The sequence below is a fragment of the Phenylobacterium conjunctum genome (assembly GCF_042679085.1).
GTDB classification, from domain to species: domain Bacteria; phylum Pseudomonadota; class Alphaproteobacteria; order Caulobacterales; family Caulobacteraceae; genus Phenylobacterium; species Phenylobacterium conjunctum.
Genome location: NZ_JBHTLQ010000063.1, coordinates 1 through 17154 on the forward strand (window position 1 = coordinate 1; position 17154 = coordinate 17154).

14 protein-coding genes are annotated in these 17154 nt (G+C 69.1%); 13 read left to right on the forward strand and 1 reads right to left on the reverse strand.

From position 1 onward, the window contains the following. The 9 genes from ACFQ27_RS18280 to ACFQ27_RS18320 all read left to right on the forward strand — a co-directional run. A partial coding sequence (locus tag ACFQ27_RS18280) for a TolC family protein (protein ID WP_377354597.1) occupies positions 1–556 on the forward strand: 556 nt, incomplete at its 5' end. Then, the gene (locus tag ACFQ27_RS18285) at positions 556–1743 is read left to right on the forward strand and encodes an efflux RND transporter periplasmic adaptor subunit (protein WP_377354598.1); all 1188 of its coding nucleotides are present in this window, start codon (positions 556–558) and stop codon (positions 1741–1743) included. The genes ACFQ27_RS18280 and ACFQ27_RS18285, both read left to right, overlap by 1 nt. A 31-nt stretch (positions 1744–1774) precedes the next feature. Continuing rightward, positions 1775–5017 carry an efflux RND transporter permease subunit gene (locus ACFQ27_RS18290; RefSeq protein WP_012520480.1) on the forward strand — a complete coding sequence of 1081 codons (3243 nt, stop codon included), beginning with the start codon at positions 1775–1777 and terminating at the stop codon, positions 5015–5017. A gap of 565 nt (positions 5018–5582) precedes the next feature. Further along, positions 5583–6032 carry a DUF411 domain-containing protein gene (locus tag ACFQ27_RS18295; RefSeq protein WP_012520481.1) on the forward strand — a complete coding sequence of 150 codons (450 nt, stop codon included), beginning with the start codon at positions 5583–5585 and terminating at the stop codon, positions 6030–6032. Positions 6033–6056: 24 nt separating this feature from the next. Further along, on the forward strand, positions 6057–6407 hold the full coding sequence (locus tag ACFQ27_RS18300) for a DUF190 domain-containing protein (protein WP_012520482.1): 351 nt from the start codon (positions 6057–6059) through the stop codon (positions 6405–6407). A 17-nt stretch (positions 6408–6424) separates the two neighbouring features. Continuing rightward, positions 6425–8968, forward strand: a complete 2544-nt coding sequence (locus ACFQ27_RS18305) for a heavy metal translocating P-type ATPase (protein WP_449305022.1) — start codon at positions 6425–6427, stop codon at positions 8966–8968. A 68-nt stretch (positions 8969–9036) separates the two neighbouring features. Beyond that, the gene (locus ACFQ27_RS18310) at positions 9037–9624 is read left to right on the forward strand and encodes a M23 family metallopeptidase (protein ID WP_377354607.1); all 588 of its coding nucleotides are present in this window, start codon (positions 9037–9039) and stop codon (positions 9622–9624) included. 604 nt (positions 9625–10228) lie between these two features. Then, a complete protein-coding gene (locus ACFQ27_RS18315; protein ID WP_049758524.1) occupies positions 10229–11809 on the forward strand; it encodes a TolC family outer membrane protein in 1581 nt (526 codons plus the stop codon). Further along, positions 11802–12098, forward strand: a complete 297-nt coding sequence (locus tag ACFQ27_RS18320) for a helix-turn-helix domain-containing protein (protein WP_377354600.1) — start codon at positions 11802–11804, stop codon at positions 12096–12098. The genes ACFQ27_RS18315 and ACFQ27_RS18320 overlap by 8 nt, the downstream gene beginning before the upstream one ends. A gap of 81 nt (positions 12099–12179) precedes the next feature. On the opposite strand, the gene ACFQ27_RS18325 is transcribed toward ACFQ27_RS18320, so the two are convergent. Continuing rightward, complete coding sequence (locus ACFQ27_RS18325; RefSeq protein WP_377354601.1) at positions 12180–12743, reverse strand: copper-binding protein; 564 nt, start codon at positions 12741–12743, stop codon at positions 12180–12182. Between the two features lie 856 nt (positions 12744–13599). On the opposite strand from ACFQ27_RS18325, the gene ACFQ27_RS18330 reads away from it, so the two are divergent. The 4 genes from ACFQ27_RS18330 to ACFQ27_RS18345 all read left to right on the forward strand — a co-directional run bounded on the left by ACFQ27_RS18330 (position 13600) and on the right by ACFQ27_RS18345 (position 16924). After that, the gene (locus ACFQ27_RS18330; protein WP_377354602.1) at positions 13600–14115 is read left to right on the forward strand and encodes an outer membrane protein assembly factor BamE; all 516 of its coding nucleotides are present in this window, start codon (positions 13600–13602) and stop codon (positions 14113–14115) included. Between the two features lie 533 nt (positions 14116–14648). Further along, positions 14649–15053, forward strand: a complete 405-nt coding sequence (locus ACFQ27_RS18335) for a response regulator (RefSeq protein WP_377354603.1) — start codon at positions 14649–14651, stop codon at positions 15051–15053. A gap of 267 nt (positions 15054–15320) precedes the next feature. Beyond that, entirely contained in the window at positions 15321–16403 is a 1083-nt protein-coding gene (locus ACFQ27_RS18340) for a flagellar basal body P-ring protein FlgI (RefSeq protein WP_377354604.1), read from the forward strand. Between the two features lie 125 nt (positions 16404–16528). Further along, on the forward strand, positions 16529–16924 hold the full coding sequence (locus ACFQ27_RS18345) for a hypothetical protein (protein WP_377354605.1): 396 nt from the start codon (positions 16529–16531) through the stop codon (positions 16922–16924). Positions 16925–17154 lie beyond the last annotated feature (230 nt).

Here is a 17154-nt window from a genome sequence, read left to right on the forward strand (position 1 = left end):
GAACCTCGAGCGCACCATCGACGCCCTGTCGGTGCCGGCCGTGGTCGCCGCCCAGGCCGAGCGGGAAGCCGCCGCGCGGCGGGTGCGGGTGGAGCGCACGCGCGCCGTTCCCGACGTCACCGTCTCGGCCGGCGTGCGCCGCTTCAGCGGCGACGACTCCAGCGCCGTGGTGGCCGGGGTCTCCGTGCCCATCCCGGTGTTCGACCAGAACCGCGGCAACGTCAACGCCGCCCAGGGCGAGCTGCTGGCGGCCGAGGCGCGGCTGAACGCGGCGCGGCTGGACGCCGAGGCGGAGCTGCGCACCGCGCTCTTCCAGGTGGAGGCGGCCGAGACCCGGGTCGCCGCCGCCGTCGAGACCGAGGCCACCGCGGCCGAGGCCTACCGGCTCACCCGCATCGCCTATGAGGCCGGCAAGTCGCCGCTCGTCGAACTGACCAATGCGCGCCGGGCCCTGGCCGAGGCGCGCACCCAAACCATCGAAGCCCAGCTGCAGCGCCTGCGCGCCGAAGCGGGCCTGGCGCGGCTGCAGGGCCGCGCCCCCTTCGGAGTCTCCTGATGCCCCGCAAATCCCTCGCCGCCGGCGCCAACCGCAACTGGCTGCTCGCCGGCGCCGCCCTCGTCGCCGCCACCGGCATCGGCTTCACCGCCGCCAAGCTCACCAGTCCCAAACCGCCAACCGCTGCCGAAGCGTCCGCAGAAAAGGGCGAGGCGGCAGGGGCGGCGCATGCGGCCGACACCCTGGTCATGGGTCCGGAACGGATCACCGCTTCGGGCGTGCAGGTGCAGACGGTAGCCACCAGCGGGATCGCCGGCGAAATCGTCGCCCAGGCTACCGTCGAGGCCGAGCCGTCCGGGCAGGCGGCGCTGACCGCCCGCGCGGCGGGCTCCATTGCGCGGATCAACAAGCGTCTGGGTGACCCGGTCCGCGCCGGCGAGACCCTGGCCCTCGTCGAAAGCCGCGAAGCCGCTCAGATCGCCGCGGAGCGCAGCGTCGCGGCGGCGAAGGCCGACCTGGCGCGCAAGGTGGCCGCCCGGGAACGGCGGCTCTTCGAGCAGAAGGTCAGCCCCAGGCAGGACTATGAGACGGCGCAGGCGGAGCTTGTCGCCGCCGAGGCGGAGGCCAGGCGCGCCGCGACCGCCGCGGGCGCGGCCGACGTCTCGCGCGATGGACGCTATGTGGCGGTGATCAGCCCGATCAGCGGACGCATCACGGCGATGAACGCAAGCCTGGGCGCCTTCGTGCAGCCCGAGACGGAGCTCTTCCGCATCGCCGATCCAAGCCGCATCCAGGTTGAGGCGGCGGTGACGGCCATGGATGCGCGACGCATCCAGCCGGGTGACCAAGCCGTGATCGAGACGACCAGCGGGGAGACGCGCTCCGCCGTCGTGCGCTCGGTGACGCCTGGCGTCAACGAACAGACCCGGTCGGCCACCGTCGTCCTGTCGCTGGCCGGAGGGGGCGGGGTGCTCCAGCCGGGCCAGCTGGTGCGGGCGCGTATCGTTTCCCGGCAGTCCGCCACCACCGGCATCGTCGTGCCCGAGGAGGCTGTGCAGACCGTTGAAGGTCGCGACGCGGTGTTCGTGCGCACGGCGAAGGGCTTTCGGGTGCAGCCCGTGACGGTGGGCCAACGCACCGGCGGCCGGGTCGAGATCCTGCAGGGGCTGAGGGGCGGCGAGGCTGTCGCCACCCGGAACGCCTTCCTGCTGAAGGCCGAGCTCGGCAAGAGCGCGGAAGAAGAATGAGCCTCCCCATCACGTCTGGAGACATGCCGAAATGATCGGCCGCATCCTATCCATGTCGGTGAAGGGGCGTTGGTACGTCCTTGTCCTGACCCTCATCATCGCCGGTCTCGGCGTCTGGCAGCTGGCGAAGCTGCCGATCGACGCGGTGCCGGACATCACCAACAAGCAGGTGCAGATCAACTCGGTGGCGCCCGCGCTGTCGCCGGTAGAGATCGAAAAGCGCGTCACCTTCCCCATCGAGACGGCGCTCGCCGGCATTCCCGGTCTGGAGTCGACGCGGTCGATATCGCGCAACGGATTCAGCCAAGTCTCGGCGGTCTTCAAGGAAAGCACCGACCTCTACTTCGCCCGCCAGCAGGTGGCGGAGCGGCTGACCCAGGCGCGCGACACCCTCCCGGCCGGCGTGCAGCCCCAGATCGGTCCGGTCACGACCGGCCTGGGCGAGGTCTACATGTACACCGTCGAGTTCGCCAATCCGGGCGGCAGGGGCGCGAAGGTCAAGGATGGCGCCCCGGGATGGCAGTCCGACGGTTCTTATCTGACTCCGGAGGGCGAGCGGCTGAGCGACCCTGTGGCGCAGGCCGGTTATCTCCGCACTGTTCAGGACTGGATCATCCGGCCGCAGCTGCGCACCGTGAACGGCGTGGCCGGGATCGACTCCATCGGCGGCTACGAGAAGCAATACGTCGTGGAACCCGACCCGGCGAAGCTGGCCGCCTACGGCGTCTCCTATACGGAGCTGGCGAAGGCTCTGGAAGCGGCCAACCTCTCCGTTGGCGCGAACTTCATCCAGCGGGCCGGTGAAGCCTATCTGGTGCGGGCCGACGCCCGGGTCCGGACGCTGGACGAGATCGCCAACGCGGTGATCGCCACCCGCCAGACCGTGCCGGTGACGGTCAAGGATGTGGCCACGGTTCGCGTGGGCGGGGATCTGCGCACGGGCGCGGCCACCAAGAACGGCCAGGAAACCGTCGTGGGCACGGCGCTCATGCTGATCGGCGAGAACAGCCGGACCGTCGCCAAGGCCGTCGGCGAGAAGCTCAACGAGGTGAAGAAGTCGCTGCCGCCCGGGGTCGTGGTCAATGTGGGCCTCGACCGCTCCGTGCTGGTGAACGCCACCATTGGGACCGTGGAGCGGAACCTCACGGAGGGCGCCATTCTCGTGGCGGCCACCCTGTTCCTGCTGCTCGGCAATGTGCGGGCGGCCTTCATCGCCGTGCTGATCATTCCCTTCTCATTCCTGATGATGGCGATCGGGATGAACAGCCTGGGCGTGCCCGGCAACCTGATGAGCCTAGGGGCGCTCGACTTCGGCCTGATCGTCGACGGCACGGTGATCATCATCGAGAACTGTCTGCTGCGGCTCGCGGAGCGACAGCACCATGAGAACCGGCTGCTGAACCTGAACGAGCGCCTCGAGACGGTCCTTCACGCCTCGCAGGAGATGATCCGCCCCACCGTCTACGGGCAGGCGATCATCTTCCTCGTCTTCGCTCCGCTGCTGACCTTCACCGGCGTCGAGGGGAAGACCTTCTCCCCCATGGCCATCACCATCATGCTGGCGCTGGCGGCGGCGTTCATCCTCTCGCTCACCTTCGTGCCGGCCATGGTGGCCATCCTTATGCGCGGCAAGGTCGCCGAGAAGGAAGTCCGGATCATTCAGTGGCTGAAGGTTCGCTACGAACCCCTCCTGGCGCGCTCACTCGCGCGGCCGTGGCCGTTCATTGGCGCCGGGGTCGCCGTCTTCCTGCTGAGTGGGGTGGTGTTCACCACGCTTGGGCAGGAATTCATCCCGACCCTGGACGAGAAGAACATCGCCCTCGGCGCCTTGAAGATCCCCTCCACGTCGCTCGAGCAATCCAAGACCATGCAGCAGCAGGTGGAGCGGGCGGTCGCCTCGCTGCCGGAGGTCCAGATGACCTTCTCCAAGACCGGCACCGCCGAGGTCGCCACCGACCCCATGCCGGTCAACCAGTCCGACAGCTTCGTCATCCTGAAGCCCAGCGAGGAGTGGCCGAAGGGGGTCACCACGAAGGAACAGGTGGCTGAGCGGATCCTCAAGAAGGTCGAGCCGCTGCTCGGCAACAGCTACGAGATCACCCAGCCGATCCAGATGCGCTTCAACGAGCTCATCGCTGGCGTGCGGGGCGATGTCGCCATCAAGCTCTACGGCGACGATCTCGACAAGATGAGTGCCGCGGCTGGCAAGATCGGCTTGGTGCTGCAGGGAATCCAAGGCGCCGAGGGCGTGCGCGTCGAGCAGACCGCTGGCGCGCCCACCCTGGACGTCCGGTTCGACCGCGCCGCCATCGCCCGTTTCGGCCTGACCGTCGAGGAGGTGGCCGACACGCTCGCCACGGCGCTCGGCGGCCGCGAGGCCGGCGCGGTGTTCGAGGGCGACCGCCGCTTCGACATCGTCGTGCGGGTGCCGATGACGCAGCGCAACGACCTGGACAGCCTCGGAGCGACGCCCGTGATGCTGCCGTCTTCGGACGGCGCGCCCAGCCAGTCGGTTCCGCTGCGCCAGCTGGTGGAGCTGCGCTTCACCGACGGCCTCAACCAGGTGAGCCGTGAGAACGGCAAGCGCCGCGTCGTGATCCAGGTGAATGTGCGCGACCGCGACATCGGCTCGTTCGTCACCGAAGCGCGCAGCAAGGTCGAGGCCGTGGCCCTGCCAACCGGCTCCTACCTGCAGTGGGGCGGCCAATATGAGAACCTCCAGGCCGCCACCCAGCGCCTGAGCATTGTCGTGCCGCTGTGCTTCCTGGCGATCTTCGTCATCCTGTTCATGGCCCTGGGGGGGCTCGCCCGCGCCGTCGCGGTGTTCGCCGCCATCCCCCTCGGGCTGGCGGGCGGGGTGTTCGCGCTGGCCCTGACCGGGATCACCTTCTCGATCTCGGCGGCCGTGGGCTTCATCGTGCTGGCCGGCGTGGCGGTGCTCAACGGCCTGGTGGTGATGTCGAGTATCCGGCAGCGTCTCGACGAAGGCATGCCCGTCGCCAGGGCGATCTACGACGGCTCGGTCGAGCGGTTCCGGCCGGTGTTGATGACCGGCCTCGTTCCGGCCATCGGCTTCATCCCGATGGCGCTGGCCCACGGGACCGGCGCGGAGGTGCAGAAGCCGCTGGCCATGGTGGTGATCGGGGGGCTGATCACCGCCACGCTGGTCACGCTGCTCGTGCTGCCCGCCATCTCCCAGCTCATCCTTAGCCTCGGGCGCAAGCCCGCGGCCGAGGGTGACCGTCCAGCAGCTCTCCAGCCCCAAGCGAGCTGACTGGACCCGCCGGCGCGGCTCCCCCCAGGCCGCGCCGGCGCCCACCTTCAAGAGGGAGGACAGCCATGCGTTTCCCCGCACTGCCGAAAGACCCCGTGCGTCACGATTGCGGACGGGCGGGGACGGCGAGCAGGAGGTCCGGACTGAGCGGTCGGCTCATCGCCGCGGCGCTGCTTTGGGCGCCGCTGGCCGCCTCGGCGGCCCCGCATGAGGAGCAGCCGCTCGTTGTGGAGCCCGCGAGGCCCGGCGTTTGGCGCGCTGACGCGAAGGGCATGCTCATCGAATTCCAGGCGCCGTTCGGATCGCAGGGCGCCCTGTCAATACGGTTCATCGGGCAGGGCGGAGAGTCCATCGCGCCACCACCCGCGCGGCAAGTCAGCCTGACGTCCTCCGGTGGCCCCGCCGTTTCGTTCTCACCGTCTGCAGGCGGGTGGACGTCCACGACCCAGGCTCCCGCCCCTCAGGACGGCGCGCTCCTGAGCATCATCGAAGCCGATCACCGTCACGACTTCCGGCTCAACGTCCATGCGAAGCCCGATTCCACGCAACCAACCGAGAGAACGCCATGAAGGGTCTGTCTCGCCGCGGCGCCCTAGCAGCGCTTGCGATCGCCGGGCTCGCGCCAGGGCGGACGCTCGCCGAGAGCCAATTCACCGTCTACCGCACTGCTGGCTGTCAGTGCTGCCAGGCGTGGGTCTCGCAGATGGAGTCCGCGGGCTACCGACCACGGACGGTCATCGTCGACGATCTCGCGGACGTCCGGCTCCGCTACAAGGTGCCGGCCGACCTGGCCGCCTGCCACACAGCCGTGATCCACGGCTACGTCGTGGAAGGCCACGTGCCCGCTGAGGACGTACAGGCGCTGCTGCGGCAGCGGCCCCAAGCCATCGGCATCGCAGTTCCCGGCATGCCCGCCGGCGCGCCCGGCATGGAGCAAGCCGACGGCAGCCGAGAAGCCTTCATGACCCTGTTGCTCCTGGATGGCGGCCGCAGGCGGATCTTCGCGCGTCACTGACCCTCATCTTCAGGAGAACCCAACATGCAGTCACCCGGCCAAGCCGTCCTGCTTCGCATCTATACCGACGAGAACGCCCTGGTGGGCGACCGCTCGCTGATCGACGTGATCATCCGAAGAGCCCGTGACGCCCATCTCGCCGGCGCCACCGTGCTGCGCGGCCGCAAAGGTTTTGGGGAGTCCGCGCGGCTGCACGAGCACCGTCCATTCGACCTGAACGACAACCTGCCGGTCGTGATCGAGTTCGTCGATGAGGAGGCGCGTTTGCGCGCCTTTCTGCCCCAACTGGATGACCTCAAGGACATCGGCTTGGTCACCTTCGAGAAGGTCGAGGTGCTCCGCTACGGCGGGCATCACGCCGACCCCCACGCGTAGCGGGCAGGAGCATCGACATGGCCCAGGTGGAGCTCCGACTGCCACTCGAGTCGGTTCTGGGAGGCGGGGCGGATCTTTGCGAGCGCTGCGTCGGGGTCCTGACGTCCGTCGCCCAGGGCCATCCCGCCGTGGCGGAGGCGCGCGTCGAGGCCAAGCAGGGGGCCGGCGAGCACCTGTTGATCCGCTTCGACGGGGAACGGGCGCCGCCCAGCCAGCTCCGCGCCTTTATCGAGGACTCTGGCGCGGTTATCGCGGAACGGTTTGGCCATTTCGTCTTCCGGGTCGGCGGGGCGATCCATCCCCGGATGGCTCGGCGTATCCGTGACCATCTCCGCGCCCAGGCCGGCGTCATCCATGCCGATGTGCGGCCGGTAGGCCGCGCCTTCGTCGAGTTCGACCGGGAGAAGACCAGCGAGGCGGCGCTGCTGGAGTCTGTCCGCACCCTCGGGGTCGAACTTCGATCATTTGACGCGGAGGCGCTTCCCTCAAATGCCGCGGCCGGAACCGTCGACCAACCTCCGCCAGCGCCTCTCCGCCAGGACACGGTGGCCGAAGGCCCCGAACGCGACGAGGATGAGGATGGGCATGCTCATGGCCAGGGTGAGGACAAGCATGAACACGCGCATGCGCACGGGGGCATCTTTGGCGAACGCACGGAGCTGATCTTCGCTCTGCTCGCCGGCGCGGTCCTGGCCGCGGGATGGCTGATCGAGCGACGCGTCGCCGGTCTCGTACCGCTCGCCTTCTACGTCGCCGCCTACGTCTTCGGCGGCTTTTTCACCGTGCGGGAAGCGTTCGAGAACCTCCGTCAGAAGCGCTTCGAGATCGACACCCTCATGCTGGTGGCGGCGGCCGGAGCCGCGAGCCTTGGCGCCTGGGCGGAGGGCGCCTTGCTGCTCTTCCTGTTCAGCCTTGGGCATGCGCTCGAACACTACGCCATGGGGCGGGCGCGGCGCGCGATCGAGGCGCTGGCGGAGCTCGCCCCGGAGCGGGCCACCGTGAGGCGCGGGACAGCCACCGAGGAGGTCCCGGTCGAAGCCCTCGAGATCGGTGACGTCGTCATCGTCCGCCCCAATGAACGCCTGCCGGCCGACGGCGTGGTGATCGCCGGCGCCAGCAGCGTCAACCAAGCGCCGATCACGGGCGAGAGCGTGCCCGTCGACAAGGCGGCAGCTGCGGACGCCCAATTGGACTTCAACAAGGCCGGCCCGGAGCACCGGGTGTTCGCCGGCACCATCAATGGGGCCGGCGTGTTGGAGGTTCGCGTCGCCCGGCGTGCGACCGAGACGACCCTGGCCCGCGTGGTCAAGATGGTGGCCGAGGCCGAGACGCAACGCTCGCCGACCCAGAGGTTCACCGATCGCTTCCAGCGCATCTTCGTTCCCGTGGTGCTCGGCCTCGTCGGCCTCTTGATGTTCGCCTGGCTGGTTCGCGACGAGCCCTTCAGCGTCAGCTTCTACCGGGCGATGGCGGTTCTGGTGGCGGCCAGCCCGTGTGCGCTGGCGATCTCGGTGCCCAGCGCGGTGCTCAGCGGCGTCGCCCGCGCCGCCCGGGGCGGGGTGCTCGTGAAGGGCGGCGGACCGCTCGAGAACCTCGGATCGCTGACCGCGCTGGCGTTCGACAAGACGGGCACCTTGACCGAGGGCAAGCCGCGCCTCACCGACGTCGATCCGGCCGACGGCGTCAGCGAGCAGGAGTTGCTGGCCGTGGCGGTGGCTGTGGAGGCGCTCAGCGACCATCCGCTGGCCGCCGCCATCGCGCGCGACGGCGCCGAACGGCTGGGCGACCGGCCAAGTGCGGTTGCAACGGACGTTCGCAGCCTGACCGGACAAGGTGTCCAGGCCCTTGTCGACGGGGCTCCGATCCTGATCGGCAAGCCGGCCATGTTCGACGCCGGCGAAGGACCCCGACCCTCGGAAGCCGTCTGGAGCGACGCGCGACGACTCGAACGCAATGGCCGCACCGTGGTGATGGTCCGCAAGGGGGACCGCTATCTCGGCAGTCTGGGCCTAATGGACACGCCCCGCCCGCCGGCGCGCCAGGTCATCGAGCGCCTCCGCGCGCTTGGCATCGAGCGGATCCTCATGTTGTCGGGGGATAACCAGTCCGTCGCCGACGCGATCGCCCAGAGCCTGAAGCTCGACGAGGCCAAGGGCGGGTTGATGCCCGAGGACAAGGTCAGGGTGGTCCAGCAGCTGAAGGCGCAGGAGGGCCGCGTCGCCATGGTCGGCGACGGGGTCAACGATGCGCCGGCGCTGGCCAACGCCACCGTCGGGATCGCCATGGGCGCGGCCGGGTCCGACGTGGCGCTGGAGACCGCTGATGTGGCGCTGATGGCCGACGACCTCAATCACCTGCCCTTCGCCGTGGGTCTCAGCCGCCGGACCAGCTGGGTCATCAAGCAGAACCTGTGGGTGAGCCTGGGGGTGGTGGCCTTCCTGATCCCAGCCACGCTGTTCGGCCTGAAGATCGGCGTCGCGGTGCTCTTCCACGAGGGCTCGACCGTGCTCGTCGTGGCCAACGCCCTGCGTCTGCTCGCCTACAAGGATCGCGACGCGTGACATCTCCTGGACCACTCCTCGGACAGGCCGCGCGCCTCGTGGCGTCGCCGGCGCTCTCCCGCTTGGCGGTGATCGCCGCGATCGGCCTTGGGCTTGCCGGTGGCGCGGCCTTGGGGAGCCGCGCAGAGGCGGTCACTGCTCCCGTCTCGATCCCACAGCCCCCGGCGGCGGCGGCTGCGCCTGCTGCCGTCGACCTAGATGAGGACGGTCGCTACGATCTGGCCTGGCCGCTGACGCTCGGACAACGCGGCGAGGACGCCTACGGCTCTGGGGCGTTCGGCGCATCCCGGGACGGCGGCCGCCGGCGGCACAACGGGCTCGACCTGGTGGCGCCGGCCGGCGCCCCGATCCGCGCGCCGATTTCAGGCATCGTGACCCGAGTGGGGCAAGCCTACTCCAGGGATCCGGAACTGCAGTTCGTTGAGATCACGAGCCCCACGACGCGGTATTCTGCGCGGGTCTTCTATGTCGGACCGTCTCACGCGCCGGGTGCGCAGGTCACCGCCGGCGAGATCATCGGACAAGCCCAGGATCTCGGCCGTCGGTACGCGTCGGGCATGACGAACCATGTTCATGTGGAGTTCGCCGACCGTCGCGGCGCCGTCTTGGACCCTCTGGCCGTGCTGCCGGCATCTCCGCGCAGCTCCAAGTCATGACAAATGGAGGAACATCGTGCGTCTAGTTGCAATCTTCGCAGGGGGCGTGGTCGCTTTCGCCGGGGGCGCCGCGGCGGCGCCGGCCGAGCGCGTGGAGGTCGCTACCGAAGTGATCCCGCTTACGGGCTTTCGACTGGAGCCCCCTAGCGTCACCCGCGACGGCGAGTCTCTGCGATTTCGAGGTTTCCTGTGCCGAAAGTCCGTCGCGATGTCGCCTTACCGGGTGCGCCTTGAGCGACTCTCCAGTGACGGCCAGGTGCTGGGCGCTGCAACCGGCCGGGTCTCGGGGCTCTCAGGCCGCGGCCACCGCTGCACGGTCTACACGGTCACCGCCCCTTGGCGTCTGGAACCCGGAGACCGGGTGCGGGCCTGCGCGCAACGGGGAGACGGGCCGTGCCCCGCCGCTGGCTGAGGGGCAGGGCTTGGCGTCGGCGTCGCCAGGGAAGGCTCGAACGTCCAGGCGCGCGCGGCCGGCTTCTCACGCGACTGGTCCTGATCGGCATGGCGCTGCTTTTGGCAGCCTACATCGCGCCGCTCTTCCTGTGAGAATCGACATCAATCGCTCGGATGCGTCCCCCGCGCCGAGCCGGAAAGGAGCTGAGATATGCTCGCGGCCCTGGAAGTCACCGTGAGGCGTTGTCGCGCAAAGCATGGGACCGCCGCGCGGTGGCGCATAGCGGTCGCCTGCGGCTTGGCGGCGCTGAGCGCCACCGCAGCGAGAGGCGAAACGCTCGCCGACGCGATTACCCGCGCCTACGAGAGCAACCCGACGCTGGCGGCCCAGCGTGCACAGGTGAAGCTCGCCGACGAGGCCTATGTTCAGGCGCGGGCGGGGCTGCGCCCGCAGGTCAATGCGTCGTCCACAGCGTCCTATAGTCGGACATCCGTCAACGCCGGCCGCGGCACGTTCGTCGACACCAATGGGGATGGCATCCCTGACACTGCGGTTACCGGGTCGGGCGTGACCGAGCGGAACCTCGGCAACGCATCCCTCTCCCTCAGTCAGCCGATCTACACCGGTGGACGCACGACGGCGTCGATCACGGCGGCCGAGGCCGAAATCCTCGCCGCGCGCGAAGCGCTTCGGGAGACGGAGGGCAATCTCGTGCTCAGCGTCGTCCAGGCTTATGTGGACGTCAGGCGGGATCAACGTATCGTAGAGATCCGGCGGCAAGACGTGCAGACCCTCGCGCGTCGACTCGAGGAAACCCAGGCCCGCTTCGACGTCGGCGAGCTCACCGGCACCGACGTCGCGCAGGCCAAGGCGAGACTTGGAACATCGAGAGCCCAGCTCGCCGCCGCCGAGGGGCAACTGGAGATCAGCGCCGCCGCCTATGCTGCGGTCGTGGGTGACGATCCGGGGGAACTTGCGCCGCGTCCGGATCTGGACCCACTGCTCCCCGTTACCATAGCTCAGGCCTACGACACCGCTGAGCAGCAGAGCCCGCGCATCGGGAGCGCCGAACTGGTAGAGCGCGCGAGCCGCGCGCGCATCGCGTTCGCCAAGGCGCAACGCCGACCGACCGTGAGCCTTAGGACGGGCTACGGCTACTCCGGCCAGATCGACCCCTTCGTGGCAGATCGCCTCGCCCGCAACCTGTCGGCGTCCGTCGTGACGACCCTTCCGCTCTATTCCGGCGGGATACTGTCGTCGCAGGTGGAACAGGCCGTGCAGCGCAACAACATCGACCGACTTCGTTTGGAGACCACGGAGCGGCAGGTCCGCCAGGCGGTCGCGCAGGCATGGAGTCAGCTGCGGACCGCCCGGGCGGCGATCGCCGCCAACGAGGAGGTGGTGAAGGCCGCTCGGTTTGCGCTCGAAGGCGTACGTCTGGAATTCGAACTGGGCCTGCGCACCACGCTGGACGTCCTGAATGCGGAGCAGGAACTGCGAACCGCCGAACTCGCCTTGGTCACCTCGCGTCGCGACGCCTACGTCGCCAGCGCCGCGCTCCTGAACGCGCAGGGACGACTGGAGGCGCGGGCGCTGGCGCCGCAGCTGGCCCTCTACGATCCTTCCGCTTCGTTCCGGCGCCGCGCAGCGCCGGGCGTCTGGGCGCCGATCGATCATCTGACCCAGAGCCTGGATCGCATCGGAGCTCCGCGCGACGCGGCGGCCGTCGACCCGGCTGCGCCGGCCAGGGGCCAGACCCAAGGCACGGCTAGGGGGACCCGGCGTGAGTGAGCCGACAGCTCCCGCCCCCATTCCCGCCCGGCGGTCCGGCGCCGGTCTCGCCTCCGAGGTCGGCTCTCGGCTGCGTGCCCGGCGGCAACGGGCAGGTCTGAGCCGCCCAGAGCTGGCGAGGGCGCTCGGCGTAAGCGAGCGACAGCTGCACGACTATGAAGACGGAATCGTTCGTGTGAGCGCCGCGATGCTGGTCCGGGCCGCGAAGATGCTTGGATCGACCACCCTCGACTTCTTCCCCACCGTGGCGCAGCTGGGCACGGTCGCGCGCAAGCATGGCCCCCGGTGACCCCTGAGGCCGCCTTCTCAGGAACCTCAACCGCATGAGTGAAGGCGGATGCCGTCCCACTGCGCCGCCTTGTGAACGGGGTTATTGGGTCGTCGCCTGTGGTGGCGAGCTGGACTGAACAGGTGGCCGCCCCGGTCTCGCCACGGAAAGGGGCTTCAGAACGGCAATCTCGGCCACGCCGGCGCGACGCTCGATGTGGAATTCGACGAGCGCCCCAGCCGCGACGCCTTCGAGAAGGTGAGGCGACGCCACCGGGAGCGTCAGGCGCATCGCCGGCCAATCCGAGCCGGGGGCAGGGTCGTGATCGATGGTGATCGTCCGCGCCACCCGGTCGACGGCTGTCACGTGGCCGACGCCCTTGGCGCGCGCCGGCATCGCCGACAGGGCCGCACCCTCCAGCGCCCCGTCGTGCTCAGGAGGCGCAAGCTGCCGGCGGTGAGCGGCCATGGCTTCGGGAGTGCGTCGGACGACCGGCCTCTCGCACGCGGACAGGCAAAACCCTGCGAGCAGAATGAACAGCGGCAGGGTTGTCCGCACGGCGCCTCCTTGGGTCCCTATCATGGCGAAAAGGCGCTCGCCGAAGGGAGGCTCCTGCGATCTGTGGATGCACATGCTCTTGGCGATGTCGCGCTGCTGTCCGGTCATCCTCGAGGCCTGGGGTGGCGCGGCTTAGCTGGGCGGAGATTGAGTTCGGTTGTCGAGGTCGCGGGGATCAACCGTCTTCACCTCCGCCCCGGCGGGCTGGGAGGGGGGCCCCGCCGACCCCGAGCCGGACCGCGGCAGCGGGCGGTCAAGCGGGGCGTACTTACCGCAGCTTGAAAGCGCCAAGGCGACGAGGGATCCAACGAACAGGAGTGCAAAGCGCATGTTGTCTCCTTGCTGGGTCCGACGCGTTGGCGCCGATCTGACGCACGGTCCACCTTCCGCGCGTGGAGCGCCGCGTCGAGAGAACTGTACCAGACTAGCGCCACCACCACATTGTACTCGGCGCGCACGAGACAGCCGAGCCGTTCCCACCTATAAAAGGGACATGGCGCCAACGGCGACATCTCCCCGGCTCTTCCGGTTCGCTCCGAGGGGACGCTGCGCATGGCGACGTCGGCTCACGACGTCGCTCACCGTGATGCTGGCCTGGCTGATGATCTTAGGCGGAGCGGTCGCCCCGTCGGTCGCCCATGCCGCCCTGGAACCCACCCGGGGCGCCGCCGTCGCCGTGACGGATGGCGGGGTGAAGGACAGAGGCCAAGCCTCTGAACGCGGCGGTGTCGTCCCCACTTGCGCGGGTCACTGTGCGATGCACGCGTGGAGCCTCCCTGTCGCGCAGTTGGGCGCGACACTTCCTGCAAGCTTTGCGGCAGCCACATGGCCAGGCTCCGGCATCGGCGGGGCTGTCGTACGCCGGCCAGTAGCCTTGGAACGGCCCCCTCGAGTCTGACGTGAGCGCACCGGCCTGTCCGGGTCGGTTGATCTTCGTCACACAATCCTGGGGATTTATGCCACCATGCGCTCCGTTCTGCGTCCCATCATATTCCAACGACGCTTGGCGATCGCCAGCCTCGCGGCTGCAGCTTTCGCGATCACCGGCTGCACCACCATCACCAGCCATTCCGGGTACCAAGCCATCGACACCAATCCGGCCGACCTGGCGGTCGGAACCGACACCAAGTCGACGGTGCGCGCGAAGCTCGGTTCGCCGTCGGTCACCTCCACCTTCGACCCGAACGTCTGGTTCTATGTCTCGCAAGTGAAAGCGAGGGCCGCCTTCCGCCGGCCACAGGTCATCAAACGCGACATCGTCGCCCTTGGATTTGACAAGGAGACCGAGGTCTTGAAGACCCTCGACACCCTGTCGCTGAAGGATGGGAAGGTGATCGCGTTCAACGGCCGGGAGACGCCGACGCGTGGCCGGGAGATGACCATCCTCGAACAGCTGCTGGGCAGCGTTGGCCGTGGTTCGATGCTCCCGCGGGACGACTACGGCGTGCCCGGCACCCGACCGGGCGACCGGCGTCGCTGACCGAAAAACGAGGGCTTTGCCGAGGGCGTGCGGCGGCCCGTCATTTTCCCCGGTCGGCGACCCGCGACAAGAGGTTTCGAAACGTGCGAGAGGATCCACATCGGGAAGGTCCACGCGCCGCCTGGGACAGCCGGCCGCGGGCGACCTGGCGCACGCTGGCGGGCATGGCGGTCGCCTTTGCCGCCCTGGCCGCGAGCCTCTACGCGGTCTTCGAGTTCAGCGAGACCCGAGCCCACCGCCCCTGGCGGGGTGAGTACATCGTCGTGTCGCCGCATGGCTGACCAGCTCTCCTCGGAGGTCCACCAGCCGCCCGCCATTCGGCGCCGCACGACACGAGCGGGTCGGCGAAGGCGTGGCACTGCGGCGCTGCAGCCAAGACGCACCGATCGCGGCCGGATTCACGTTTCGGAAGGCCGCCATGGCTTATGAACGAGGCTTCGGCGCCGTCGGCCGCCGCCGCTCTGGGTTCGGTCCTCGAACCAGTCATGCGGCGAAGCCGGCGGGCCCTGCGAAATTCGGGTCGGAGGGCTCGGATGGCGATGAGTGGTAGCGTGCCCCGAGTGCTGCTCGTGGAAGACGAGCTGCTCATCCGGGATCTCCTTCAGAGCGCACTCGAAGACGCCGGCTTCGAGGTCGCCGACGCCGACAGTGGCGCTGCCGCCATCGACCTTTTGCAGCGCCCCGCGGGCGAATTCGTGGGCGTCGTGACCGACATCGACCTCGGACGTGGAACGACGGGCTGGGACGTCGCGCGGGCGGCGCGACGCGCGGACCTGCGCGTCGCCGTGGTCTATATGAGCGGTGGCAGCGCACATGAGTGGGCCGCGGAAGGCGTGCCAGACAGCGCAATCTTGGCGAAGCCGTTCGCTCCAGCGCAGCTCGTCGTGGCGCTCGCCACCCAACTCAACAATGTAGGATCGATCGCCGGAGAGCCGTAGGCGCCGGCCCGCACTGCGATCGCGCCGCTTGGTTGAAGCACGCGACCGGATCCGCCAGTGAGGGGACGCGATCCCTGGGGTTTGCCGCGCTGGCGGCGTTCTGGATGAAACGTGGTTAACAATTCGATTACTCCGCGCTGTCATAAGGGCGCCTACCGGGAACGGACCGGCGCGGGGCGCGCACGTTGTCGAACTGCGCTGGCGCAGGAGGACCCCTTGCACGAGGTCGCGCGGAGATTTGCGAGGCGGGGGTGTCTCGCGGCCTTCGTGAGCCTGTTCGCCGCAGGCCTCTTGGCGGCGCCCTCGAGCGCGGCCACATCCCGCATCAAGGATATCGTCCAGGTCGAAGGGGTGCGGGAGAACGCGCTGGTCGGGTACGGACTGGTCGTGGGTCTTGCGGGCACGGGCGACGCGCTGCGGAACGCGCCCTTCACCCAACAAAGCCTGGAGGCGATGCTGGAGCGGCTTGGCGTCAATACGCGGGACGCTCGCCTCAACACCAAGAATGTCGCCGCCGTGATGGTCACGGCGAAGCTGCCGCCCTTCGCAGCCGCCGGCTCGCAGGTGGATGCGACCGTCTCCGCCATGGGATCGGCGAAGAGCCTGATGGGCGGGACGCTCTTGGTCACGCCGCTCCTGGGGGCCGATGGTCAGACCTATGCGGTCGCGCAAGGGTCGGTGCAGACGGGCGCGGTCTCCGCGAGCGGCGCATCCGGTTCTTCGGTGACGAAGGGCGTACCCACGTCTGGTCGTATCGCCAGCGGAGCCATCGTCGAGCGTGAAACCGGCTTTCAGTTCAACGCCATGCGGCAGCTGCGCCTCAACCTGCGGAACCCGGACTTCACCACGGCGGTGAGGGTGGCCGACGCCATCAATCGCCGATTCCCTGACGCTGCACGGGCGCAGAGCCCCACGATCGTTCAGCTCTCGGTGCCGGCGACGGCCACGACATCAGGCTTCGTCACCGCCGTGGAGGCCCTGCCGGTGGAGACCGATACGCCGGCGCGCGTCGTCATCGACGAGGTGGCCGGCGTCATCGTCATGGGCGCCGATGTTCGGATTTCGACGGTGGCGATCAGCCAGGGCAACCTCACGATCTCGGTCCGGGAGACGCCGGCTGTCAGCCAGCCTTCGCCGTTCGGGCAGGGCGAGACCGTGGTGACGCCGCAGTCCAGCGTCCAGGTTGACGAAGAAAAGGGGAGGGGACTCGTCCGGCTGCCGGCCGGCGCTTCGCTGGGTAGCCTGGTGAGCGGACTGAATGCGCTCGGCGTGACGCCACGGGACATGATCTCGATCCTTCAAGCCATCAAAGCGGCCGGCGCGTTGCAGGCGGAGATCGAAGTGTTGTGAGCCCCCTGAGCCGCCAAGTGGCCCTTGGGGGCGCCTCGCCCCGAAGCCGAACCTGGAGCCTTTTGGCTCGCCGCTGCGGCTGTTCGCCCCTTGCGTTTGCGCCGGACCCGAGGTCTAAGGGCGCCGTGATCGCCAAGGCCCTTACGATGTATGTTGAGCGAGATGTGGCGCGACGCCACATCGGCGCGTGGCTGCATTTGGTCGTCGCGGTTGTTGTGTTTTTCGCGGCGATGCACCCTCAGACCCATGCGTTTGGAGCTTCTGCGCCAACGCGCATGGCCGCCGACACCCGCATCGAGGCGTCCTTTACGCCGCCGGCGGATTTCACACCCGATGAAGCGCCGACGGCGCCCGACAGCGGTTCGGTGTGTGCCGGAAGCTGCAAGGTTGAACTGGCCGGTCCGGTCCACTTTTTGGGCCCAGCCTATATCCCCGTGGTTCGAGCGGGTTGGCCTGTGCTGGATGATCAGTGGGCGCAGGTGACGCGCCCGTCGCGGCTGGAGCGGCCCCCCCGAGCCTGATGCGGACCTCGGCGCCGTTCGGCGCCTGACGCCTTGCATCTGGATCATCGGGGATAACGACTTTCATGACACTCATCATGCGCGGGCGGCTGCGGTATGCAGCCGTGAGCGCGGCGGCGATCCTGGGCGCGTGGGCGTCGGGACGCGGCGCGGCGGCCGAACCGGCCCCGCCTTACCGGGACCTGCTGGCCCAGGCGCAGTCGAGCGCGCCCCGGCTGGCCGAAGCCGAA